Here is a 24,386-nt window from a genome sequence, read left to right as displayed (position 1 = left end):
ATAGAAACGGAATGGACGTCGATGAAAACCTGCACGCTCTTCAACGGCCGATCGGGCGGAGCCGAAACGATCGGCCCTCAAGTCGAAAAGCTTGCCGAGCGTGATGGGTCGTGTTGGATCCGTCTCGACCAGCTTCAAGGAGATCAGCAGCTGGTCGATATCATCGCCGAGCGTCAGCCGCAGCGCGTGATTCTGGTGGGCGGCGATGGCACGGTCAGCCGCTCGCTGGCGACGCTCTCTTCGCCGAACGATCTTGAGTTCGGCATTGTTCCTACCGGCACCGGCAACGACCTGGCTCGCTCCCTCGACATTCCCTTGAACCAAGTCGAAGCGGCCTGGGACTTGGCGATCCAGGGGGAAGCGAAGCCGATGGATCTGATCGAAACGTCGATCGACGAGCCCCACCTGTTGATGAACGCGGTCACCGCCGGTATTGGCGGTGTGGTGGCTGAAGAAGTCCAAACCGAGACCAAGCAGACCTACGGGGCGCTTGCTTATTGGATGGCGGCGTTGTCGGTCCTCTCGGATCCGCCCAAGTTTCAGATCCGCATGAAGCTCGATCAGCAGCAAGTGATTGAAGAAGATGTCTTCGCGTTTTGCGTTGCCAACGGACGTTGTGCCGGCGGCGGCTTCGTGATTGCACCGACGGCTCAGTTGAACGATGGCAAAATTCACGTGACCATCCTGCCGGCGCTTTCGACGGTCGAACTGTTTGCGTCAGGTTTGAACTTCGTGCTGACCAATGAAGATGCTCAGCGGCGAATCGTGACGTACAACGCCGAAGAGGTCGAGTTTGTCGCCACGCCAGAAGTCCCTTGCAGCCTGGATGGCGAGAAGGGAACCTTTGCGTCGATCAAGTTCCGGATTCTGCCCGGCTCGAGGCGATTGGTGGGCGGGCCGAACGCAGCTTTCGCATAACGCCGCCGACAAAGCCCTCTCCCAAAAGAAGCGGGAGAGGGGATCGAATTGCGGGGAAGCGACTACTCTGGCTTCGCTTCGTCTTCCTTCTTGGGCAACTGATGCGAAAGGAGCCACTTGAAGACTTCTTCGTTGTCGTACGTTTCGGTCCAGCTATCGTGCAACGCTTCGGGATAGATGGTTAGCTTCGGATTGCCACCCTTTTCTTTCAGCAGCTTGACCATCTCTTCGGATTGGCTGACCTTCACGACAGGGTCTTTGGCTCCGTGAAACACCCAGGTCGGAATGTTGACGATCTTCTCAACGACTTCGACCTGCGATGGACCACAGATCGGAGCGATCGCCGCCAGCTTATCCGACATCGCACCGGCGACCTGCCAGGTACCACGACCACCCATGCTCAAACCGGTCACGTAGACGCGACTTTCGTCGACGTTATGGATCTCGACGATGTGATCCATCAAAGCGACCAAGTCCTCGGTGATCCACCAAGTCCCTTGAGGGCACTGCGGCGCGATCATGATGAAGGGGAATTCCTGACCGTTTTCAACCAGCTTGGGTGGGCCATGCTTTTTGACCTTCGAGAGGTCGTCGCCTCGTTCGCCGGCACCATGCAGAAAGAGCACCAGCGGCCAGTGTTCCTGCTCTTCGTAACCTTTAGGAAGGTACAGCAGGAAGTGCATCTGCTTGCCGCCAGGCAGATCGAACGTTTCTTCCGACAACGCGGCCGGCTCTTTCTCTTCGGCTTGAACCGTGGACACGAGCGGAAATAGCAGTAGCAAAGCCAGGCAGAATGCTTGGGTCAATTTCATAGTGAGGACCTCGATTAGCAAGAAAGGAATGTTCCCCCCATTCTAATTGACCCTCGATCGCCATTTCCACTTGGCCCCCCCGGAAGCTTTGCTCAAAACCAAGGTTACTGGTACAACGAAACGAACGTTTCTACTTCCTGCAGGGATCTTTATGTCCGACGACTATGCCATTTTGCGAGAGGCCGACTGCCGGATCGATCGTACCAGGGCGGCGGCGATCCTGGGTCGTTGCTTGAAGCAGGCTCCGGCCGAGATCCTGCAAGAGTTGCACGATCGACCAGGCATCCTCGCCCGGAACGTCTCGGCGGACGTCGCTCGCGAAGCTGCCAAAGGCTTGATCCTGGCAGGCATGCCGTGTCGCGTAATCCTGGAAGAGCAGCTCGTCCTGGTGCCGGCCACCCCCCGGAACACCATCCGCGAAATGGAGTTCTACGACGACTGCCTCGTCTTCCGTTCACTGGAATGGGAAGGAAGAATCCCCTGGGACCAGATCCGCCTGGTCGATATCGTCCAAGAGCTGGAATCGATTACCGAGCTAGTCCCCAGCACCACGGACGATGGCACTTCGGACACGCGGAGGGCGAAGCGGTCGATCCGGACGACGCGGTTCGAGCTAAGTGTCTTTCTCGAGATTGTCTGTGCCGATCCCACGCTGCGGATGCGAATCGACCGCAGCCAGTTTCGCTATAAGTCGACTGGCTTGAAGATGCATACCAGCCGCGAGCTGAATTTCCGGGCGCTTTGCATCGCGCTGCATATGCGATGTCCCAACGCGTTGACCGGGCTCGGTTTTGCCTGGATCTCGAAGGGTAACAACTCGCATCACCAAAGTGGTAATACGCGAAAGAAGTTCGAGAACTTCGCTTCGTGGCTGCTGACGATGGAAGACTAAGTCCACCTTCGAGCATGGTTTGTCGGGATACAGGCATAAAAAAAGCGACCCGAGAGAATTCTCTCGGGTCGCTTCCATTTGTTTTGGTGCGCTCATCAGGGGAAAGACCTGATGGCAAGCCTTAAGGCTTAGCGACCGCCACGGTAGCCACCACGATCGCCACCGCGATCGCCGCCACGGCCACCGCCGCGTGGGCCGCCACCGCCGCCGCCTGGGCGACCTTCGCGTTCGCGAGCTTCATTGACAACCAGCTTGCGACCTTCGCAATCGAAACCATTGAGGGCGTCGATAGCCGAGGTAGCGTCCTGATCGTTGTCCATTTCGACGAAACCAAAACCGCGCGAACGGCCAGTTTCACGATCGGAAATAACACTCACGTAAGCAACAGTACCGTACTGACCGAACAAGTTCTCCAAGTCGGAGCCGGTGTAGGTGTAGGGAAGGTTCCCCACGTACAGTTTCTTCTTCACAGATCTAACCTACTAGCAAGAGAGAGACAGAGAAAATCGGAAATGATCGATTCGCTGATCAAGCGTCACACTATCGCCGGGCAGGCTCGGTGTGCCATTCACATCATCTATGCAGTGGCGTCAGGTCCACCGCGTCTTTCCGTTGCCAAAATTGTCAACTAGTAGGTGGCTCGAGCGATGCTCCACGGCATCCGAACAAACGGACGAAACTTGGACAAGAAGGTCCAATCCGCCATTACGTCTCTCAAAAAACACATCTAACAGGTCGAACTTTGCAGGCAGGCTGACGGCCATGCTTAGATTCAAACTGAATGTATCGACCCCCGAGAAGTGGAGTCAATGGGAAAAGGTTCCGAATGCCTCGGTTTGTTCGAAACATTCGAAAATTCATGTTCCCTGAATGAAGCGGTCTCGTTTGAGCCATCAAAACAGGGCAATTTGCCGACCAGAAATCGGGAGAATGACTCGTTTGTACGCTAATCGTTGCGGATGGAAATCTACCGCGTCTTCACCCGAAAATGGCTCACATAGATGTCGCGGAACTGGCCATCTTCGATCAGACGGTTCACTTCCTTTAGTAAACGGCGGCGGAACATCACCAGATCCGGATCTTCCAGCTCTTCGATCGTCGATTCGCGCGAGACAATCATCACCCGGTCTCGGATGCGGAACTTCTTCTTCTCGAGCTCGGTTTCCAGGCCATCTTGAATACTGGCGTCGACTAGACCGGCCAACGAGAAATCGAAGCGGGTCTGCGTATTCGAGGCCGGATCGTACGCCCGAAATGCATAGTCGCCGATCGCCACTTCGGTCGGAGGCAGTTCCGGAGGGGCCTCTCCTTCAGCAGTGGCGTCGGTTGCCTCGCTTCCGCAGCCAACGGCCAGAACCAGGATTATCAACCAGAAATAACGAGTGATCGCAGGCCAACGCATCTTAGAAACGCTCCAGGGCAACGTCTGAAAATACGAACCGTTTGACGGTACCTGGTCCAATCGCTTCTTCGGTGTAGTCGCGAAGCTGCGAGCGAATCAGTTGCAGTTCTGGGTCGGCCAGATCGACCAGGTTGGCATGCCGACAAGTCCGAATGATCTCGTCGGAAAGCTCGCCCTTGCGTTCTTCCAGGTAAGCCTTAACCCGAGTCTCGTCCCGCTTGCCCACCAAGCAATGCAGCTGGTAGTTCAACGAGACACTCTCTTGGTAGCTATTCAAGTCAGGCTGACGTGTTGGATCGTCGGCGATCAGTACCGAGATTGTGAAGTGCCCCAAGTCGATCTCGACCCAGTCCTGCTTTTCCAGCGAGAACAACATCTCTTCGTCCGCGGCAGCCGAGCTTTCACACCCGAGCGTGGCCAGGCTACCCAACAAAATCAGCCCCAGCACGAACGCCTTGGCATCGATCCATTTCGTGGCTTGGTAAACCGTTTGCATCAGAAGATGTCGCATCCCAGGTCGAAGGAAGAGAAATCGGAGCACTTTCGAAAAGATAGGCCACTCAGGGCATCCGTCGAACAGCAATCGACAATTTCGCGCGACCCCGCATCCCGTTCAGTTCAGGTCGTATCGAATACGTGCTAAATCGTTCGACTGCAACAGCTTAAGAATTACGCCAAGGCACCCAATTGCGACCTAAACTAATACAACTCGGAATACGGTTCGCTCCAAGAGCCTGGAAACATGTCTGCTACACGTATCGAGACCAGCCTTTCGCGAAATCTGACCTTTAGGTCAGGGAAGTTGGTCGCCGCTGCGCTTATGCTGCTGTTCCTGGTCGTCGGTTGTGGGACACCCCATCCTCAGCCTGAGAAAGCCGCCAAAGATATGCCGGATGCGTTGGTTCCGGTCGAGGTCGATCTGGGCAAGTTTGAGTGCACCATTCCCAACGACAAAACCAACAGCACGATTACGATCGACTTCCACGTCTTCGCCAAGATGCCGCGGTACAAGTCGCAAGAACTGATCGATATGCTGGAAACACATCAGAATCGGTTCCGACACGATATATTGCTGCGGGTCCGAAAGTTCGATCGCCCTTCGCTGAACGATCCCGACCTAACCCGACTGCGGGGCGAGATCCACACAGCCTTGAACGAGATATTGCCGGAGAATAAAGTCGATTTGATCGGCTTTTACCACTTCCAGTTTTTAGAAGAGTAACGAATCCGGCCGGGCAGGGGACCGCCTCAAGAAGCAAAAAGAGGCTCGCGAAACGAGCCTCTTTCATTGTCTGATAGGACGAGCCAAAGTCTGGTTGGCAGCGACTTATTCTTCTTCGTCGTCGCCCCAGTCTTCATCTTCCTCGTCGTCGTCATCATCTTCGTCTTCGTATTCTTCGTCGTCTTCCCAGTCGTCGTCGTCTTCGACTTCTTCCCAGTCGCTTTCGTCGTCGTCTTCTTCTTCCGACTCTTCTTCGTCTTCAAAATCGTCGTCGTCGTCTTCGAAGTCCTCGTCCCAGTCTTCGTCGTAGTCTTCGTCCTCGTCGTCGCCGTCTTCTTCATCTTCGTCTGGGACTTCGTCGTCATCGCCGTCGTCGTCGTCGTAGAGTTCGTCTTCTTCGTCTTCGATCGGCGGCGCTTGAGCGGACGGTTCTTCCGGGCTCCAGACAGCCACGGCAGAGCCTTCGGCTACCAGGGTATCGCTATCGATAACAGGGCTGTGTGGGGCAAGTGTGATCGTCACCGATGTCTCCTTTTGATCGTCAACCTGACAGGCCGCAGACACGTCGGTCTCGGCTACGAATCGTCGAAACTCTTCTTTACGGGGCAAATCTTCCAGGGATCGAAACCCAAACATTCGCAGAAAAGCGGCACTGGTGGCATACAGGAATGGGCGTCCCAGTTCCTCGCTTCGTCCACGAATCTGGACCAGGTCTCGATCCATCAACTGGCGAATGATTTCGCCGCAATTCACACCGCGAATCGCCTCGACATCGGCTCTTAAGACCGGTTGTCGATAGGCAATGATCGCCAGCGTTTCCATGGCAGGGGTCGACAGCCGCGTTGGATCGTCTCCGCCTACCACACGCCGAACCCAGTCGGCAAATTTCCCTCGCGTCAGCAGTTGATAACCGCCGGCCAACTCCTCGATACGAAAGGCACGATGGGCCGCATCGTAGAGCCGGTTCAGGGAACGCACTAGTGTACGAGCTTCGGTGCCGTCCGCCAAGTTGGCAAGCTGGGCCAATTTGCGAGAACTTAGGGGTTGTTTGGCGAGGAATAAAATTGCCTCCAACCTCTGCATTCGACGGTTCCGAACGACCGGACCTTTGCCCTTCTTCGGTTGCTGTCGCCGTTTTCTTCGGCAAACCCGGACTAGTTTCTTGCGGGCATTTCCTGAACCACCAGCGCAAGAGGCTAACTGCCCCCAACGACGGGCGGTAGGTCGGTTCATCAGATGGCCAACATGGTGCCGCAAACAGCAGGTCCTTCACCCATAGAAAAAATCGCTAAGCCCTACTTTCTAGCGGAAGCTGTAAGAAGGTCAAATGGTGATAGCATTCGCTTTCGTCGTTCCCTAAAGGTCTGCTCGCACGGAATCCATTCCCGAATTGGAGGTTTCGATGGCGATCGAAGTTCCCTTGCTAGGTGTCATGAAGCGCAATCCGGAGCTCCCAACGTGGCTCGAAAGCGAACCGCTCCCGGTTCCGCTTCTTGGGGGACTTCCTTGCACGATCGTCTTGGAACGCTACGAAAAGGACGACCAGCCCGAGGACTTCCACGCTGCCATCGCCAACCTTTTAGCCGCCACACAACAGGTATTACGGGATGTCGAAAAAGAGGTCTACCAGTACTACCTCGACTGCGACTGCAACATCTATCTAGACGAAGAAGACTGGATCGTAATCGAGAAGCCCGAAGATGTCTGGCAGCATGTCGACCTGGGCAACTCGATCTACATCGCCCGTAACTTCAACGGCGATGAAGTCGTCTATGCTTCCATCGAAAACAACTGCGAATGGGAGGACGAACATGGCCTGCAGATCGTGCTCCGTGAAGGACGACAGGTCACGAAACTAGGTCCGTTCGACGGCCATCTGACCAACAGCGACGCCGTCGGCGAGCCCGATGTCATCTACTCCCGCGTCGGATGGCATGACGACGAGTCCGACTAAAGATAACGTTGGACCCCGATGTATTCGTCGTAGGCGGCTCGTTCCTGTTCAGGCATTCGTTCCCGTTGATAGCGAATCGAAAAGCCTCCGTGCAGGTCGCCGTCGTCGTTGACCATCCAGTCGATCACCTCGTCTGGTGTCACCACCATTTCGTCACCAATTTCGACCGAGGTAACCTGCTCCGGCACTTCAAAAAACACCGCGGCGAAACCTCGTTCATCCAGCCGGGTCGAAAACAGCCACATAAACGCCGAGAAGTCCCCGTCGGTGAAGCGAGTCTTGATCAACGCATCTGTTCGGTGGCTTCCGTCGGCAGGAAGCATGGCCCGGAACAAGTCGAGCGAGTTCTGGGCGTCGATGACCGTTTGCTGATAGGCCGCGTCGTTAGAATCGATTTGCCGAAACTTGGGTCCGGGGTCCAAGTCTGGTTCCCGTCCCAACTCTCGCCGCAGCATCTGAAAGTCATACCAGCAGTTCTCGGGATCGAGATCTTCGCCACGCTTCTCCGCCATCGCTTGGGCCCGCGAGGCTTCCATCATGATGCAGACAGCATCATCGCGGATGGCGATCACTTCGTCCGGCGTTAGCGGTTCGCCTTTCCTGTTCTCGGCCATCAGCAATACTTCCCCCAGAGAAGGAATAAAGACAGGAATCAGCGGTTGTTCGGTTTTATTCATTGAAATTGTCTCTGGCGAAGAAGGGAGAAGTTCGCACGCAACGATCGGCCATCGCCAGACAAGGCACGCATCTCTGCCGATGTCTGGCGATAGTGGATAGCAGTTTACCGAGCCGATACACGTAGATCAAAAGAGGGAGCTCGCTTTAACCCAGAATGGATTCTTGCATTGGTCGCCGGATACGTCATCCTTGAAGAAGAATGCGTACACTGTCAGCGATCTCCAACCACCCCTGCGAGCAGGACAACGCGATGAACACCAAGGCTGCGGCCACCGATGCATCGGCTTCGGAAACGCCGCTCGAGAAACTCTCGCTGGATGAACTCAAGGAACGCCTCTCGTGTAACGAAGCAGGTCTCACGACAGCCGAGGTCCAGACACGACTCACCAAAGATGGCTTCAACGAACTGAGTCACGAAGGCGAAACCAACGTCCTGCTCAAGTTCCTTTCGTATTTCTGGGGACCGATTCCCTGGATGATCGAGATCGCCGCGATCCTCTCGGCCGTGGTGCAGCACTGGGCCGACTTCGCGATCATCCTGACACTTCTACTGGTCAACGCCGTTGTTGGCTTCTGGGAAGAATTCCAAGCGGGCAACGCGATCGCTGCCCTCAAATCGAAACTTGCCCTGATGGCTCGCGTTCGTCGCGATGGCAAGTGGAGCCAGGTCCCAGCACGCGAACTGGTTCCGGGCGATGTCATCCGAATCCGCCTGGGTGACATCACTCCCGCCGATGCCCGTTTGTTATCAGGCGATCCGATCGACGTCGATCAATCGGCCCTCACCGGTGAATCGCTCCCGGTCAGCAAGAAGGCAGGCGAGTCGGTTTATTCCGGGTCGATCATTCGTCAGGGAGAGATCGATGCCATGGTCTATGGCACCGGCTCCCATACCTTCTTCGGTCGCACGGCCAGTCTCGTGCAAACGGCGCACACGACGAGCCATTTCCAGAAAGCGATCTTGAAGATCGGCGACTTTCTGATCGTGGTCGCCGTCGCGTTGGTGGTGGTGATCTTCCTGGCGGCACTTTTCCGCGGCGATGCCTTGGGCGAAACATTGCAATTCGCCTTGGTGCTGACGGTGGCGGCGATCCCGGTCGCCATGCCTACGGTTTTATCGGTAACGATGGCAGTCGGTGCCCGGCTACTGGCGCGCGGGCAAGCGATCGTGAGTCGACTCGCCGCGATCGAAGAACTCGCCGGGATGGACGTTCTTTGCTCCGACAAGACCGGAACCTTGACCAAGAACATCCTGAAGCTGGGCGACCCGTTCTTATTGGATGGAGTGACGATCGACCAGATCTTGAAGGCCGCCGCGTTGGCTTCGCGAGCCGAAGATGAAGACGCGATCGACAAAGCGGTGCTCGAAGGGGCAGGGGAGCAGGCCACCGCCGGTCTAGGCGAGGTCGTCCACTTTCAACCGTTCGATCCGGTCCATAAGCGAACCGAGGCCGAAGTTCGCCTGGCCGACCGAACAACCATGAAAGTCACCAAAGGAGCGCCGCAAGTCATACTGGCTCTGGCAACCAACGCCGAAGCGATTCGCTCGCAATATGAAAGTGCGATCGATGCCTTTGCGTCGCGAGGCTTCCGGGCGCTTGGTGTCGCTCAGACCGATGCCGCCGGCAACTGGAAAGTGCTCGGCGTTCTACCTTTGTTCGATCCACCACGCGATGACTCGGCAGCAACGATCGCCGAAGCGAAGAAGTTGGGCTGCAAGGTCAAGATGGTGACAGGCGATCAGTTGGCAATCGGCCGAGAGATCGCCGGGCAGCTCAACATCGGGACGCATTTGATCGACGCGAAGATCTTCGAGGACGTCAGCTATCACGATTCGGCTCGGATCGATCAGATGATCGAAGAGGCCGATGGCTTCGCCCAGGTCTATCCGGAACACAAGTATCACATCGTCGACGTGCTGCAGCAGCATGGGCACATCGTCGGAATGACCGGCGACGGAGTGAATGACGCCCCCGCCTTAAAAAAGGCAGACTGCGGTATCGCGGTTTCCGGCGCGACCGATGCGGCCCGAGCCGCCGCGGACATCGTGCTGCTTTCGCCGGGCTTGTCGGTGGTGATTGATGCGATCTGTGAAGCTCGCAAGATCTTCCAGCGCATGAACAGCTATGCGATCTACCGCATTTCCGAGACGTGCCGTGTGCTGATCTTCATGACGCTTTCGATCCTGGTCTTCAACTTCTATCCGGTGACCGCCGTGATGATCGTGTTGTTGGCACTGCTCAACGACGGAGCGATCCTGACGATCGCTTACGATAACGTCCGGCTTCAGCAAGAGCCTGAGAAATGGAACATGCGTCTGGTGCTTGGCATCGCTACCGTGCTGGGACTGGCCGGCGTGGTGGCATCGTTTGGATTGTTTTACCTGGCCCAGGAAGTCTATAAGCTCGATCGCGACATCATCCAGTCGCTGATCTATCTGAAGCTTTCCGTGGCAGGGCACTTCACGATCTTCAATACCCGCACCCGAGGACCGTTCTGGTCGATCGCACCGGCGAAAGCGCTGCTATTGGCAACCCTCGGCACCCAAGTCGCCGCGACACTGATCGCTGGCCTGGGCATCTTCATGGCCCCCATCGGCTGGAAACTAGCCGGTCTGGTCTGGCTCTACGCCCTCGCCGAGTTCCTGATCGTCGACCGCCTGAAACTAATCGCCTACCGAATCTTCGACCACGAAGGAGAGCCGGTCTTTATCAAGTGACCGGCTCTTACAGCGATCTGGCTTAGAAGAACGCGAGAGGATGATACGTCCCTTTCACGAACGGAGCCGGGAAGAGGCGGGCCTCGATGTTGATCCGAGGCTTGCTCGATGCCGTAAAGCTACGGCAATGCGGAATGTATCCGTCGAAGATCAAAGCATCGCCACGCACCGCGACCGGTTGCCAGACTTTACCTGGCGTGTGATCCAATGCCCCCAGTTCTTCATCCGTAATCGGACGGTTGACCCCTGGGAACAGGTCGAGACCAGGATGCTCGCCACCGTAGCCGGTCAATCCAATGCAGACGTTCATCGTCTTGGAATTTAAGAACTGGGCGTCTTGATGCATTGGGGCATAGTCACGCTGGTTTTCGAGATCTGGATCGACGGTTCTCATGTGTGAGAAGCCAAGACCAAGCGCCAGACGGTCGGTCTTCCAGGCACGCTTCACCAGATCGGGCACGATGCTCTCGCGAATCATCTGGACAAGCGGCCCTCGCAGTTCAGGATAGTGAATCAACGGATACGAGCCACGTTCTGGGCGATCCAGGAAGTGCACCAGGTGGGCTGGTCGGGTTCCCGCTTCAATACATGCCTGTAGTTCTGCACTTGCCTCAGCGGCAGCAACCAACAGTTGCTCAAGCAGCTCCTGCGAGAAGACCTGTTTCAGGAGGGCACAGCCATGCCGATTCAGGTCGAGTTGTGCGAGCTCTTCTGGCGTCGAAAACTCCAGCTCGGAATCAGGAGGACAACCTTCGTAAGGTAGGGCCGAGATCCGTTGATTCGGGCCTTCTTTCGGAGGAGTCAGAATCGATAGATTGTGTTCCAAATGGTGAGGATCGCGGGTGCACGGCACCGGGACGATCATTGGGTTGAGCGACATCTGGTGCAGCAGCAGAGCTTTGCACTTTTGAACTCTGGAAGATACTGACTGCTGTCCGACCATCATCGGACGGTCGAGGAATTGCTTCCGGCCGAATGGCTTGGCGAGCGTAACCACAATGTGATTTTCACGGCAGTAGTCGAGCAGTGGCGTATCGATCTCGCCCCACGCATCCAGCATGATCTGGATCGCGGTGATATCCGAGACTTCACGAGCCTTCTTCAACGTTTCCAGGTTCACCACGCCCAAGCCAAGCTGACGAACTTTGCCTTCGCGCTGCAACCCGTTGAGTACTTCTAACGTCTCTTCCAGCGGAATCGCCTGATCGATGCAATGCAGCATGAAGAGTGGAACAGCTTCCATCTGCAGTCGTTGGAGCGATTCGTGGCAAGCGTTGCGCAGGTGTGCCGGACGATTGTTAAACGTAGTCTTTCGCTTGTCACCGCTGCGGACGAGGCCAGCCTTAGTAATCAGATAGAGCGATTCTTTCTCGGCAGCCGAGAAGACGCGACCAATGCAACTTTCCGAGAAGCCGGTAGCGTCAGGGCACTCCGAAGCACCGTAAACATCGGCCGTATCAATGATACGAACGCCAGAGTCGTAGGCTTGTCGCAACAAGTAACCAGCCTGATCGGCGTCGATCGCCTCGAACCAGGCAGTACCAAAACCGAGGCGAGGAATCGGCGAGGAAAAACCTTTCGGCTGGATTTGCAGGAAGTTCTTCCAGTCTGAGATCGAGGCATCCAGGTCCAACCGTAGCGGTGGGATCTCCTGGGTTACTTCAGGACGTGGTTCTGGTTCCGGAACGGGTGCCTTGGTGCGAGATCCACTCTTAAAAACGAAATCTAGCAGTTTCATGGATCGGATCCTTCCGAGGATGAACACCCTCTATAACATGGTCAATTTCGCAAAGCCGGTCGCTCGGTTGCTAAGCGCGCAGCAAATTACAAACGATTTCCCATGACAAGGAAACCCCAGAATTTCCGGTGATAGCACTCGTTCAAGAGCACCAACGAGGTAGTAATTCCCTCGAAGAAATCGGTCCGAACTCGCTACGTCAACTGAGTTTGTGAGTTCCGCAGCATCCGGGCAACATCGGTGAGGTCGCTGCCGAATTGGAAGAGGGTGTCGTTGTCGAAGTCGATCACCACGATCTGGGCGAGAGGGGGCATGAGTTCGGCGAAGAAGTCGGCGGGGACTTCGCGGCAATAGTTCAGTACGGCGTCGCTGAGGTTGAACTCGCGGCGGTTCGGCTTCGCTTCGATCCACGAGGTGAACATGAACTGCATGTGAATCAGCAGGTCGGTCGCCGCGGCGTTCGGATGTAGGGCAATGAACACGCCGCTCGAAAGTTCAAGCTCGGCACAGTACTGCGGAATGGAGTCGGCCAGATTCCACTTCGAGAACAACTTGTATTGCAGCGAGCTGGTGTCGTCTTCGTAGCAAGGCTGCATACCAGTGGCGGCGATTTGCTCGGCGAGTCCATACCGGGCCAGGTCGGCATTACCCACCAGGTGAGCCCAGGTCAGGAACCTTCCGCTGGCACTTCCTTCGTAGCTCCAAGATTCCCAGGGAATGTTTTGCACCTGGATTAAGGGAATACCGCTGACGGTGAAATGCGAATCCATCACCGGAAGCGCCATCTCAGGCAACGCTTCGTTGTCGTAGAGCTGCAAATAGCGTTCGGCAGCAACGGCGACCGGCAGGGGAAACGCATCCCGATCGAGCATCTGACGCAGAAGCAAGTGAGGTCGATGAGGCGGATCCGACTCCAGCATGTGATGCTGCGTTCGATAATGCAGTTCGTGCACTTCCTTCAAGCAGCTTGTACGGACCGATTCACGAAGCCCATCCAATGGCCGTTCCAGGAAACGATAAAGCATCGCCAGAGATTCCAACATCTGGTTTTGTAAATCGAACATGGAGTCGTGACTTTCTTCCGAACGAAAAGAGCGAGCTGCCAGCGAAGCGAATGACCAATAGATAGGGAAATCGAACGACTACCCTCCGATGTTGACCAGTGGAAATCCGAGCGTGATCGATCCTCCATGGGCACACATGTCGCCCATCCGAGCGGCCGGCATGCCGCCAATCAGGACCGAGGTCGAGCCCATGGCGATCGTGTCGGGCGGACCGCAACAGACCACCATGTCGCCAACGCGTGCCGCCGGCATGCCACCGATCAACACGGTCGGACAACCAAGCATGATCGGGCCACCCACATGCGGCACCGGACCGGTCGAAAGCGGACAGGTATGCATGTCGGCAATTCGGGCGGCAGGTGGCATCAGGCTGGGGCCTTTCAGGTCAGAAGTATTCGTGTCGCTTGGACTTGCATAGATTCCGAGAAAACCTAGCTCACACCTCAACAACCGACAGCAGACCGATGCAAAATCTTCGCTTTCTCGCCCGATAATCAGTACGATCATCGTTATGCCATCGTTGGAGCATCCCTCCGGTCCCCATTCGGATGGCATCCCCCGTCTTCCGCCAGCTTTGACCATCAAATTGCAATGACGACCGAATCCGATACCCCAGGATCGAATCGACGCGGCTGGCTCCGTTTCAGCATTCGCGGCGCTCTGGGTGTGGTGACGGTCATCTGTTTGCTGTTCAGTTGGGTCGGGCGAGATGTCGTTCGGCATCGAACCGAACAGCGTGTCGTCGATCAGTTGGCGAAGCTCGGCAATACCACCATCAAGTACGACTACGAATTGAACGCTGGTCCACAGGCCGCTTTGTCTTCGCCACCTCAGCCGCCTGGCAACCGCCTGATGCGGAAGTGGTTTGGCGATCTGCTTTATGCCCGCGTTTTTCAGGTATCGTTTCGTGTTCCCAGGGCAGAAGTGGACGAGCAGACGAAACTTCTTCCGCAGTTGAATGACTTGCGCGACGTTCGTTTCGATCTCTGCCGTCTCACGGACGAATCGGTCGAGGCACTAGCCAAGACTCCGCGACTTCGTTTTGTGACGCTTCATCATACGGAGCTCACCCCGCATCAATTCGCGCTGCTCGGCAAATCACGTTCAATCGAACAAGTGACGCTCTCGGCGACCGCGGCCACCGACAACAATCTGCGCTACGTTGCCTCGATGCCAAACGTCAAACATGTTCGCCTGAACATCGCGGCGATCTCGAATGAAGGCCTGGCCGTGCTGGCCGAGATGCCGCAGTTGGAACGCTTGGCGTTGGATCATTCGACGGCGATCTCCGACGAAGGACTCGCTTCGCTGGCAGAGCTTTCCAACATGAAGGCCTTCAGCGCTGACTCGACCTTGCTCACCGATCAGGCACTGCAAACGATCAGCCGCTGGAAGCATCTGCGGCGGCTCACGATTCGTCCGCTGAAGGGGGATCATTCGTTTCACGACGCGGGCTGCACGCAACTGGCCCGGCTGACCGAGCTACGGCATCTCGATCTTTCTGGTACGGCGATCACCGATCGTACGATGCCGGTCATCGGATCGCTCAGCCAGCTTCAATCGCTCAGCTTAAGACACACGCATCTGACCGACGCTGGGATGGCTCAACTGAAAGAACTAAGGAATCTGAATCAGTTAAACATCAGCGGTACCCAGGTCACCGAGGCAGGACTGAACCACTTGGCGATGCTGCCCAACTTGGAAGTCGTCGTCATCAGCGAAGACGTCGCGGTGGATCGCCGGCGTATCGGCAACGCCGTGGTCGTTCGCAGGGCAGTTCAAGCGAGTTTCTGAAAGCGAAGTGAGATGGAAAATCAACCAACCAAACTACGCTGGTTCAACTTTCGCCTCGGCACTCTGCTGGTTGCGATCGCCGTGATTTGCATCGGCATTGTCTTTCTCGGCAAACCACTTTATCAAGCTCGCGTCGAACGAATCGTCATTGCCGAGTTCGATCAGAGCCATGGCTGGATCAAATTACAATCGGATGGGGAAGGGAAACTTGCGCATCTGAACAATATCGGAGTCTTGGGGCTGGTCGACGACGATGTCTTGTTGCTGCTTCCTTCGCTGCCGCAGTTGGAGACGCTTCAGCTTGGGTCGAATGTACTGACGGATGATTCGGCGAAAGCTCTTGGAAAGATCCCAAATCTAAAGCGATTGGTTTTGAGGAATACACTCGTCACGCCAGAACAAATGGCCTCGATTGCCAGGTCCCCCTCCATTCGTTCGATCGAAATCGAAGGCCGTACAGCAACGGATGCAAATATCGAACTGTTGGCGAAGTTTCCGAATTTGGAACACGTCAGTATCTGTAACTCAGAAGCCACCGATGCTTCGATCGAAACGTTGGCAGGCGCGCCCCACCTGGCCCGGCTTGGCTTTATGTTAGTTCCCAACATGACCTCGTCGTCGCTCGAAAGTCTGGCAACTCTGCCTAAGCTGGAAGACCTGACAGTCAAAGGAACCCAACTGAGCGATGAAGGGCTGCGAATGATTGGTCAAATGCAATCACTCCGCTCCCTGGCAATCTCGCCAGGTCCCAAGGAACCGTTCAGCGAAGCAGGGCTCAAATCACTGGCTTCGCTGAAGCACCTGACGACGTTCGAGATATTCAACCCCGCCGTAGACGGCCGTTCGATGCCAACCCTTGCGACTTTTCCAGAGCTGACAACCCTGGTGTTCGACGGGACGAGCATTACACACGAAGATGCCACCGAACATGGCTTCTTTCCTGATCCGAAACATGGGTCACTGTATACGCGAAAGCCAGAAGACCTTCCGGCCTCCCGTAATGATGGATGAGCCGACGCCAGACACCGCTTCCAGCCCAACCCGATCGGGCCATCGATGGTTGAGCTTTCGATTGCGGACGATGCTGATTGGAATGACCGTCGCCTGCGTTTTGCTGGGCGGAATCGGCCGCTACTACGTCCGGATGCTGCAACAGGAAGCGGTGGCGGAATCGATGGCGAACCTTGGCGGCAGAGTCTATTACGAACACGAGTTTGCCCTGACGCGCGAGTTGCTTCTGCAGGATCCACCCGGGCCAAGTTGGCTTCGGGATCTGTTCGGAGAGAACCTATTTGCGACCCTCCATTCCGCGGAAGTGAGCGCACGCACCGGTGAAGAAGATCGAGCCGTCGAAGCGCTCCATCTGCTCGAGCAATTGCCTGACCTACAGACGCTTGATCTCGTGGAGGTTCCGCTGGGTCGTTCGGAAGTCGAAGTTCTTGTCGCTCTGCCGAAGCTGCGCCAATTGACGATCTCCGATTGTCCTATCTCCGACGAAAACTGGCAGCGGTTGATGGCGTCGCGATCGCTGGAAATCGTTTCCCTTTCGTACAAAGACTTACACCCAGCGAAGATCGCTTCGTTGCGATCGCTTCCCAGCCTGCGGGAATTAGAGATCTGGACGCATCGCAACGATCCCGCGTCTGTCGAGGCGATCTTTCGCGAGCTTCAAACCTTGCAGCAACTGAAGTCGCTGGCGTTGCGAACCATTCCGATCGACAACAAGCAGATGGTCGCGATTGCCCAGTTAAAGGAACTTCGTTCGCTGGACATCAAGTGGGAACTCCAGTCTCGGTTCGATGACGAAGGCTTTGCGGCACTGGAATCGCTGCGGCATTTGACGCATATCAAACTGCCGCTGGCTCGCATCGGTGGTGCGTCAATGGAAGTCGTCTCGCGGATGCCTTCTGTCGAAACGTTGGAAATTCCCGGAAGCTTCATCGAAGACGACGACATGGTGCATCTGGCAGGGCATCCTTCGCTTAAGCGACTCGATATCTGTCAGACCCGCATCACGGACGAAGGTTTGCAGCACTTGAAAAGCGCCCCCCAACTTTGTGAACTGGGTTTGCTTCCGGATTGGGGGGTCGCGGTCACGATGGACGGGCTGAAAGACGCAGGCTTTATCGAGTACGACAGTCGAGTGATCATGCAATCGAAGTGGTTTGAAAGAACTCCGCCCGCGGCAAGGACCTCTAAATAATGCCACTTTCCAGGTGGTTTCTTGCCAAGATTTCTCAGGCGATGGCGAACAAACCATCGCGCTACGGCTGAAAAGCATCTTGATTTCGAGGGCGATGTCGCCCAGACGGACCCTACAGAGGGGACAGTCGTTGCAACCCGACCGTCGTTCGATACGATCGATGCGCTTCGCCAGGACGATGCTACATTTTCGGGGGATTGGTTCCTGGACCAGATAATTTTTGGGGGATGTTCTGCATGACTTTCACGTTGTTTTTGATCGGGCTCGCGTTTGGGCTCCTGACCTATGCGTTCTTTCGCTGCATCTTTACCGGCTTCTATGTGATTGCTCCGGATCAACGAGCGGTCGTGACCACCTTTGGTCGTGCCGAGCGGCTGAGCAACGACTTCGTCGAACCGCTGAACGACCCCAATCTGACCGAAGAAGAAAAGAAGCGCTATACCTATCCCAAGGTACGCGTGGTCGGCCCTGGCGGTCCTTACTTCAAGATGCCTTGGCAGAAGGTCCACAAAGTGACCGTCGCTACGAACAGCGTCGACCTGGTATGGGACCCGACCAAGAATCAGGACACCATCGAAGCGGTCACGAAAGACAACCTGACGACCGGCGTGAATGGTCAGATTCGTTACCGCGTCTGCGAAGACAATCTGTATGCCTTCCTGTTTGGTGTCGAAAGTCCGCTGGAACACATCATGGGTTACTTCGTCAGCGTGCTTCGCGAACGGATTGCCACGTTCAGCGACCCGAAGGGGGCGAGCTTGCTGGCCAAGCCAACCGGTGACGAAGACGATGTTCCTTCGAGCGTCGATCTTTCGGAAGGGGTCTCGATCAACGATCTCCGTAAGAACCTGCCTCTGTTGAATTCGTTCATGGAAGAGCAGTGCCGCTGTGCCCCAGGTCGCTATGGCGTCGAACTCGACGCGGCCCTGATCACCAGCATCGATCCTCCACCGGAAGTCGACCGGGCCTTGTCGGCCATTAACAGCACCCGAAACCAGGTGGCTGCCGACATCAGTACCGCCCAGGCCGATGCCGAACAACAAATCACCATGAGCAAGCGTGCCGTCGAGATCGCCTCGAACAACGCCCAGGCCGAAGTCGCCCCGCTACGGGAACTGGCCCGAACGCTCACGCAGATCAAGCAGGAAGGTGGATCGCAAGCCGTGCGAGCCTATATCCGCGACTTGCGGGTGCCGCTGTTGTCGCGTGCTGTGAGCGTCGTTCAAACCCGCGAAGAGAAGTAACGCGATCTGGCCAAGTCCTGATTGTGTTCCTCGGTATTCCAACCATACAACGACTTTCGACGAGATATTCCCATGTTGTTTTTCGCTGGTGTTTTCTGCGGCCTGATCGCCATCCCGATTCTGCTAACCATCGCTACGATGTTCGGACTGTATGTCATCGTGAACGAGTGCGAGGCGCACGTATACACATTGTTCGGTAAGGTGATCGGCACGATCGACGAGCCGGGCCTCCATTTCCCGATCTCGAAGTTTGGACTCGGCGCGCTGCTGGTTCCGTTCTTCGGCAAACGACACATTGTCAGTACCGCCTTGCGACAACATTACCTTCGCGGCCAGATGGTCAACTCGGAAGAAGGGACGCCGATGGGGGTTGGTCTGTGGTACGAAATGGAAGTCAACGACCCAGTCGCTTACCTGTTTATCAATACCAATCCAGAAGGCTCGCTGCAGGCCAACGTCGCCTCGAGTGCGATCAGTACGCTCAGCAATCTGGAAATGGACAAGATGCTCGAAGACCGACATAGCCTCAGCCGCACGGTGCGTGCGACTGTTTCGCCATTGAGCGAGAAGTGGGGCTATCGACTTGGTTCGGTTTACATTCGTAAGGTGTTCTTCACCGACCATCAGATGGTGCACAATATCACCGATAAGGTGGTCAAGCGTCTGATCCAGGTCACCAGTGCCATGAAGCAGGATGGTGAGAACCGCGTTGGTTTGATCAAAAGCGAAACGGCCAAAGAGGTTTCGCAGAAGATGGCCGAAGCAGGTGCCAAACGTCCCGACATCGTGGGCAAGGTGCTGAACGAAATCGGCAAAGATGATCCCGAACTCCTGGAATCGGTGCTCGAGGTCATGGAAGTCGGTAAACTGTTGGAATCGAAAGCTGCCATCAGTATCGTTCCCCGCGGAGCCAATGTCCTGCTGAGTTTGGATAACGGCAAGTCGGGCGGCAGCCAGTTCGTCCAAGCCGAGAACTAATCGGAAACTCCGATGCACGACGACTTCCAACACCAGGCCTTGCGCGGCGGCAGTCAGATGAGTGCCGCCTCCATCTTCAAATTGATGGTCGGCACGCTCTTGCTGCTGATGGGAGTCGCCTTGGGGCTGTACGTGGCGAACGTCGCCTTCGAGGTCATTTATTCCGAGACGCCGGTTCCGCTGATCGAGCGGATCTCGGCGTTGGCGGAAGAAAAGATCGCCGCGGAAGCCGCCAATCCCAACGTTCCGAATATCAAGCTGGCCCCGGAACTGATGCGGACCGTTCTCTATGGTCTGACCTTCTTAATGCTCACCATTCCAGTGATGATCGCCTCGATGCTATTGGCCACCGGTGCCAAGCTGATGCAGGGCGAGATGAACGAAGCGATCGCGATGCTAGCAGAGCGACTGAAGAAGACTTCCTAGGGGGGTGCCGGTTTGCCTCCGCTAGCGACCCTGGCCGGGTGGTTTGTCGAGCAAAACGGCGGCTTCCAGGGCAGCGCTGGCCGATCGATCTTCCGAACCTACCTGCGAACTGCTATTCTGCCGCCACTTCTTCGATAGCACGGTATTCTCACAAGGATGTGAAGCCAATATGGACGCAGACGTTTCGTCGTCGAACTGGACGCGATGGTTCTGGCTGTTCGCGCTTTCGCATGTTGCCGTGTGGTCGCTGGTTCCTATTCTGACCGCTACCAACGGCCCGCTCGATACGATCGAAATGATCTATTGGGGTCAGCAGTGGCAGTGGGGCTATTACAAACATCCGCCTCTTCCGGCGTGGATTGCCGCCAGCACCAGCCAGCTTTTCAGCGACCCTGCGTGGGCAACTTATATCGTGGCTCAATGCTGCATCCTGGCATGCTTCTGGGCGGTCTGGGAGATCGTTCGTGATCGTAACAAACCGTGGGTCGCGTTGGCTTCGGTCGCCTTGCTGGAAGCATGTGCCTTCTACAACTTCACGACGTTCGAGCTGAACAACAACATGGTCCGCCGGGCCATGACCGCGTTGACGGTGGTCTTTCTGTATTGGGCGATCACCCGCGGAAAGCTCGTTTATTGGGGTGCGGCTGGTTTGTTTGTCGCCCTGGGCATGTTGTCGAAGTACGACCATAGCATGCTGGTCTTCAGCTTGTTGGTCTTCGCGGCCGTTCATCCTCAAGTCCGTCGACTGTGGAAGACGCCAGGTCCTTACGTGCTGATCGGCATCGCCCTGGTTCTGTTCGCTCCGCATTTGTGGTGGATGGTCGAGAACGACTTCATCACGCTGAAATACATCAAAGATCGCACCCAGGCTAAGCCAAGTGACTGGAATCACCTGGTGATGCCGGCCAAGTTCCTGGGAGAACAACTTGGTGCGATCACTGGAATCTTGATCGGTTCGATGGCCATGCTGGGCGTTTTCTGGCGATGGAGAACCGATCTTAGCCCCGAAGATCGTCTCTCACGCGATTACCTGGCCACGGTTGTTTTGGGTCCGCTGCTGATCGCCGTCACCGCTTCGGCAATGACGGGCGGGATGATTCGCAGCATGCTCGGGGCTCCGATCTGGATTTTCCTGCCCGCCCTCTTGGTCATGTGCTTTGAACGCCGCCGCGAAGATCCTGTCATGTGTGGTCGCTTGACGGTCGCATGTGCCAGTTTCAGCCTTGTATTGGCGTTGGCTCTGGGCGTAAGGAACGAATTTGGAACCGTCCTGCGCGGCAAGTACCTGCGGGTCGATTACCCTGGCCAGAAGATTGCCGCGGAGGTCGAAGGCCGCTGGCACCAATTCTCGGAAGAAGAAATCCCGACGATCGCAGGAGCCTGGTGGCCGGCCGGTAATGCGTCGGTGTACTCCGATCATCCGATTACGGTCTATCCCGAGTGCGATCCGAAGTTTGCTCCCTGGATCGATGAAGACCTGTTCGTCGACCGGGGCGGAGTGATCCTCTGGGACGACGATACGCCTCGCGAACAAATCGCCGACTGGCTGAAGCGGTTCCCGGTGGCCATCGTTCAGGCACCGATCGAAATCGAACACACCAAAGCACCCGATTCGCAGCCGCTGCAGATCGGCATCGCAGTGATTCCGCCGGGCAGCTATCTGCCAGAGCCGCTCCCCAAGACCGCTGACCGTTTGCCGGCAGACGGCATCCAATCGCGATAAGGCGAGCTCTCTCAGGTCGCTCGCCTCAGATGCGTTCTTTCTGCTGAATTGAAAATGAATCCCCACTAGTTCAGCCATAGTGGGTTCGATTTCTCCAATTCACCCCCTTTTTGGCGAAATTGTGTTGACCGAGACAGGGAGAACGCCGAAACTTCTATCTAATCAAACTTCCTTCTTTTTTCTATTCTTTTTTCTTCCACTCAGCCTTCGGCAGCTCCTCGGCTCGATTACCTATGCCAAAATCCCCTTGAGGCTGTGGTGAAAGGGAGTGATTTCCATGCTTGCTGTCTGGTCACGGTTGGCGGCCCGAAAAGCCCGTCGGCGGTCGTCATGCGCTGGATTTACGTTGGTGGAACTGTTGGTGGTGATCGCCATCATCGGTGTCTTGATCGCACTGCTGTTGCCGGCGGTTCAACAAGCTCGCGAAGCGGCTCGGAGAATGAGTTGCTCGAACAAGATGAAGCAGATCGGGATCGCCCTGCACAACTATCACGATACCCATGGCCGTTTTCCGCCGGGGGCCATCAGTGGTCATCAAACGTGCGTGAACGGAACAACGCCGCTGGGAGGCAACTCCAATGAATGCACCCAAACCGGAGCACCGTGGACCGTTCTGATTCTGCCGTTCGCCGAACAGAACTCGCTGCACGATCAGTTTGATTTCAAGCGGATCTTCTCACCATTCAGCTCGAGTTGTAGCTCGCCGAATAAGGCGTTCCAGTTCGAGCCATTGGAAATGTACAAGTGCCCGTCCGATCCAAACTCTGGCGGCGATGCCCCCACACTCAATTACATGGCTTGCCAAGGGGGCGGGAACCCAGGCACGGTCGATGCCGAGTTGCACGTCGCTTGTGCTGGGACCAGCAGTCCCACGCGGTACTTCTTTACCAACGGGATGTTCTACAACAACGCGAAAATCGGCTTCCGCGACGTGGTCGATGGAACAACGAACACCTTCATGGTAGGCGAGTCGATGTATCACTTCCTGCTTGGTTCGCATCCGTCGATTGCCACGCGCGAAACAAGCTGGGCCTCGGGGCAGTTGGTGAACTCGGTCTATGCCACACCGATCACGATGACCGCGGCCGCCAATCCGATCAACAGCGCCGAGCCTCTCTCGAACGTCCATCAACTGGCCGAGATGACCTCGACCTTCGGAAGTCGCCATCCCGGCGGATGCCTCTTCACGCTGGGGGACGCCTCGGTTCGCTTCATGAGCGAGAACATGGACCTGGCAACGTATCGCTCGCTCGGACGCCGGGCCGATGGTGGTCCATTGGGAGGTGTCTCGCCGTGAGCAATTGGCTTTACTCGATCATGCCCAGGCAGGAGAATCTGCGGCCAATCGTGGCGGCGACGCTGGCCATGCTCGCCACGATTGGCTGCAGTTCGCGTGAAGATGGTCCCCAGCGCTATCGGATCTCTGGCGATGTGATGTACGACGGCAAACCGTTGCCGGCCGGCAAGATCTTCTTCTCTCCGGATACTGAAGCAGGCAACAGCGGGCCAGGCGGCTACGCCGACATCGTCGACGGGCACTACGACACCAGCAGCGGTCGTGCGAAGGGAGTGGTCCCTGGAGCGCAAGACGTTCGGGTCGAAGGCTTCGATGGCCAGCCATCCTTGAAGAACGACTTTCATCCCAAGGGAAACATGCTGTTTCCTGTCTTCACCGATCACATCGAAGTGCCAGAAAGTGCCTCCGAGCATCACTTCGATATTCCGTTGAATCCGAAGTAGTCCAACGGTGCCGGCAGCTTACTGCGGCATCTCGTGGATCGTGTCGGAGTGGCTCAACGCCGAAAAACGCTTGTGCCACTCTGCGACCTCGGTATGCACCTGACGCATGGCCGCCATCGGACTTTCGCCGGTGGCTTCAAACCGCTGCGAGTATTCCGACTGGCCAATGTTAATGGCGACGGTGCAGTGGAAACGATAGACGCGAGGCGAGTTGCCCCACGATTCCAGACGGTAATACGTCGCACCCAGGCGATCGAGTTCGGTTTGCAGATCTTGCGTCCCGCGCGAGACCAGGCCAAAGTCGTCTCCCTCAGGAGGAGTCAAACGGTCGCTCGGGAGCGGAAGGTCGGAAGACATCTCGCTGGCAGGGGAGGGGAATGCGAGCCGCTCTTGTCGTTGGCCAACGACTTCCGAAGCAACTTCAAAACTGGCTGGCTTGAACTCAGGCTCGCGCGACATCGGAGGCCGATCGAAACTGGTCATCTGCCCGACCGGGGTCGCCGGTGGCAAAGCAGGTTCCGGGGCGTGAGTCGTCGGGACCATCGGAAAGCCACCCAGCTCGGTCGTTGGGTTGATCATCGGCAAAGAAGACGATTCCGGAGCTGGTTCCTTCTCAGGCCAGATTCCCTTCAAAGCTCCCTGAACACCTTCCGGCATGATTGCGACGGCTGGCAGTCCCACCAAAAAGACGAGAACAATCAGGGAACGAATCGTTGTAAATTCCGAGTTCACAAGCACTTCTTTCGCGTAGGTCCATCTACTGAAGTTCCCTATAGTAAAGCACTTGCAGGGCCAAGCAAATAGGGATTTACCGTAGCCTCCCCCATTCCTTGGGGAAGCTATCATCAGCGCATAAAAAAACCGGCTACCTGAAGCTCA

At 56.3% G+C, this 24,386-nt stretch carries 24 protein-coding genes; 14 read left to right on the top strand and 10 right to left on the bottom strand.

From position 1 onward, the window contains the following. Positions 1–21 precede the first annotated feature (21 nt). Positions 22–918: a diacylglycerol/lipid kinase family protein gene (locus ABD890_RS12040; protein ID WP_345089304.1), complete on the top strand. Its 897-nt coding sequence runs from the start codon at positions 22–24 to the stop codon at positions 916–918. A gap of 62 nt (positions 919–980) precedes the next feature. Here the strand turns inward: ABD890_RS12040 and ABD890_RS12035 are convergent, their stop codons facing one another. Further along, a complete protein-coding gene (locus ABD890_RS12035; protein ID WP_345089301.1) occupies positions 981–1,730 on the bottom strand; it encodes a carboxylesterase family protein in 750 nt (249 codons plus the stop codon). Positions 1,731–1,881: 151 nt separating this feature from the next. Between ABD890_RS12035 and ABD890_RS12030 the strand changes: the two genes are divergently transcribed. Continuing rightward, the gene (locus ABD890_RS12030; RefSeq protein ID WP_345089298.1) at positions 1,882–2,622 is read left to right on the top strand and encodes a hypothetical protein; all 741 of its coding nucleotides are present in this window, start codon (positions 1,882–1,884) and stop codon (positions 2,620–2,622) included. Between the two features lie 128 nt (positions 2,623–2,750). On the opposite strand, the gene ABD890_RS12025 is transcribed toward ABD890_RS12030, so the two are convergent. The 3 genes from ABD890_RS12025 to ABD890_RS12015 form a co-directional block, all read right to left on the bottom strand. Continuing rightward, a complete protein-coding gene (locus ABD890_RS12025; protein WP_345089295.1) occupies positions 2,751–3,092 on the bottom strand; it encodes an RNA-binding regulator in 342 nt (113 codons plus the stop codon). Between the two features lie 497 nt (positions 3,093–3,589). Continuing rightward, positions 3,590–4,024: a flagellar basal body-associated FliL family protein gene (locus tag ABD890_RS12020; protein WP_345089292.1), complete on the bottom strand. Its 435-nt coding sequence runs from the start codon at positions 4,022–4,024 to the stop codon at positions 3,590–3,592. Position 4,025: 1 nt separating this feature from the next. After that, positions 4,026–4,520, bottom strand: a complete 495-nt coding sequence (locus ABD890_RS12015; protein ID WP_345089290.1) for a hypothetical protein — start codon at positions 4,518–4,520, stop codon at positions 4,026–4,028. 246 nt (positions 4,521–4,766) lie between these two features. On the opposite strand from ABD890_RS12015, the gene ABD890_RS12010 reads away from it, so the two are divergent. Further along, positions 4,767–5,246 carry a hypothetical protein gene (locus ABD890_RS12010; RefSeq protein ID WP_345089287.1) on the top strand — a complete coding sequence of 160 codons (480 nt, stop codon included), beginning with the start codon at positions 4,767–4,769 and terminating at the stop codon, positions 5,244–5,246. A gap of 105 nt (positions 5,247–5,351) precedes the next feature. Here ABD890_RS12010 and scpB read toward each other — a convergent pair whose 3' ends face one another. After that, positions 5,352–6,329: an SMC-Scp complex subunit ScpB gene (gene scpB / locus ABD890_RS12005; protein ID WP_345089285.1), complete on the bottom strand. Its 978-nt coding sequence runs from the start codon at positions 6,327–6,329 to the stop codon at positions 5,352–5,354. A 319-nt stretch (positions 6,330–6,648) separates the two neighbouring features. Between scpB and ABD890_RS12000 the strand changes: the two genes are divergently transcribed. Beyond that, the gene (locus tag ABD890_RS12000) at positions 6,649–7,200 is read left to right on the top strand and encodes a DUF6985 domain-containing protein (RefSeq protein WP_345089282.1); all 552 of its coding nucleotides are present in this window, start codon (positions 6,649–6,651) and stop codon (positions 7,198–7,200) included. Here ABD890_RS12000 and ABD890_RS11995 read toward each other — a convergent pair. Next, complete coding sequence (locus tag ABD890_RS11995; protein ID WP_345089279.1) at positions 7,197–7,877, bottom strand: DUF2314 domain-containing protein; 681 nt, start codon at positions 7,875–7,877, stop codon at positions 7,197–7,199. The genes ABD890_RS12000 and ABD890_RS11995 overlap by 4 nt on opposite strands. Positions 7,878–8,128: 251 nt before the next feature. Between ABD890_RS11995 and ABD890_RS11990 the strand changes: the two genes are divergently transcribed. Next, positions 8,129–10,597, top strand: a complete 2,469-nt coding sequence (locus tag ABD890_RS11990) for a plasma-membrane proton-efflux P-type ATPase (RefSeq protein ID WP_345089276.1) — start codon at positions 8,129–8,131, stop codon at positions 10,595–10,597. Between the two features lie 22 nt (positions 10,598–10,619). Here ABD890_RS11990 and ABD890_RS11985 read toward each other — a convergent pair whose 3' ends face one another. From ABD890_RS11985 to ABD890_RS11975, 3 genes are all read right to left on the bottom strand, one after another. Then, positions 10,620–12,335, bottom strand: a complete 1,716-nt coding sequence (locus ABD890_RS11985; RefSeq protein WP_345089274.1) for an aldo/keto reductase — start codon at positions 12,333–12,335, stop codon at positions 10,620–10,622. Positions 12,336–12,529: 194 nt separating this feature from the next. Then, the gene (locus ABD890_RS11980) at positions 12,530–13,399 is read right to left on the bottom strand and encodes a hypothetical protein (protein ID WP_345089271.1); all 870 of its coding nucleotides are present in this window, start codon (positions 13,397–13,399) and stop codon (positions 12,530–12,532) included. Positions 13,400–13,477: 78 nt separating this feature from the next. Next, complete coding sequence (locus ABD890_RS11975) at positions 13,478–13,765, bottom strand: PAAR domain-containing protein (RefSeq protein WP_345089268.1); 288 nt, start codon at positions 13,763–13,765, stop codon at positions 13,478–13,480. A gap of 225 nt (positions 13,766–13,990) precedes the next feature. On the opposite strand from ABD890_RS11975, the gene ABD890_RS11970 reads away from it, so the two are divergent. From ABD890_RS11970 to ABD890_RS11930, 9 genes are all read left to right on the top strand, one after another. Then, positions 13,991–15,193: a leucine-rich repeat domain-containing protein gene (locus ABD890_RS11970; RefSeq protein ID WP_345089266.1), complete on the top strand. Its 1,203-nt coding sequence runs from the start codon at positions 13,991–13,993 to the stop codon at positions 15,191–15,193. A gap of 12 nt (positions 15,194–15,205) precedes the next feature. After that, on the top strand, positions 15,206–16,204 hold the full coding sequence (locus ABD890_RS11965; RefSeq protein WP_345089264.1) for a leucine-rich repeat domain-containing protein: 999 nt from the start codon (positions 15,206–15,208) through the stop codon (positions 16,202–16,204). 82 nt (positions 16,205–16,286) lie between these two features. Next, positions 16,287–17,396 (top strand): leucine-rich repeat domain-containing protein, encoded by a 1,110-nt coding sequence (locus tag ABD890_RS11960; RefSeq protein ID WP_345089261.1) that lies wholly within the window; start codon positions 16,287–16,289, stop codon positions 17,394–17,396. Between the two features lie 236 nt (positions 17,397–17,632). Next, entirely contained in the window at positions 17,633–18,640 is a 1,008-nt protein-coding gene (locus tag ABD890_RS11955) for an SPFH domain-containing protein (protein ID WP_345089259.1), read from the top strand. 72 nt (positions 18,641–18,712) lie between these two features. After that, a complete protein-coding gene (locus tag ABD890_RS11950; RefSeq protein WP_345089256.1) occupies positions 18,713–19,618 on the top strand; it encodes an SPFH domain-containing protein in 906 nt (301 codons plus the stop codon). 12 nt (positions 19,619–19,630) lie between these two features. Then, positions 19,631–20,044, top strand: coding sequence for a hypothetical protein (locus ABD890_RS11945; protein WP_345089254.1), 414 nt, complete (start codon positions 19,631–19,633; stop codon positions 20,042–20,044). 169 nt (positions 20,045–20,213) lie between these two features. Beyond that, positions 20,214–21,767, top strand: coding sequence for a glycosyltransferase family 39 protein (locus ABD890_RS11940; RefSeq protein WP_345089251.1), 1,554 nt, complete (start codon positions 20,214–20,216; stop codon positions 21,765–21,767). A gap of 277 nt (positions 21,768–22,044) precedes the next feature. Then, complete coding sequence (locus ABD890_RS11935; RefSeq protein ID WP_345089248.1) at positions 22,045–23,064, top strand: DUF1559 family PulG-like putative transporter; 1,020 nt, start codon at positions 22,045–22,047, stop codon at positions 23,062–23,064. Continuing rightward, positions 23,061–23,507, top strand: a complete 447-nt coding sequence (locus ABD890_RS11930; protein WP_345089245.1) for a hypothetical protein — start codon at positions 23,061–23,063, stop codon at positions 23,505–23,507. Before ABD890_RS11935 ends, ABD890_RS11930 begins: the two co-directional genes overlap by 4 nt. Before the next feature lie 18 nt (positions 23,508–23,525). On the opposite strand, the gene ABD890_RS11925 is transcribed toward ABD890_RS11930, so the two are convergent. Continuing rightward, a complete protein-coding gene (locus ABD890_RS11925; RefSeq protein ID WP_345089242.1) occupies positions 23,526–24,239 on the bottom strand; it encodes a hypothetical protein in 714 nt (237 codons plus the stop codon). Positions 24,240–24,386: the final 147 nt, after the last annotated feature.

The sequence above is a fragment of the Bremerella cremea genome (assembly GCF_039541315.1).
Lineage (GTDB): Bacteria > Planctomycetota > Planctomycetia > Pirellulales > Pirellulaceae > Bremerella > Bremerella cremea.
Note: the sequence above shows the minus strand (reverse complement) of the source record. Positions and strands in the feature narration are given on the sequence as shown.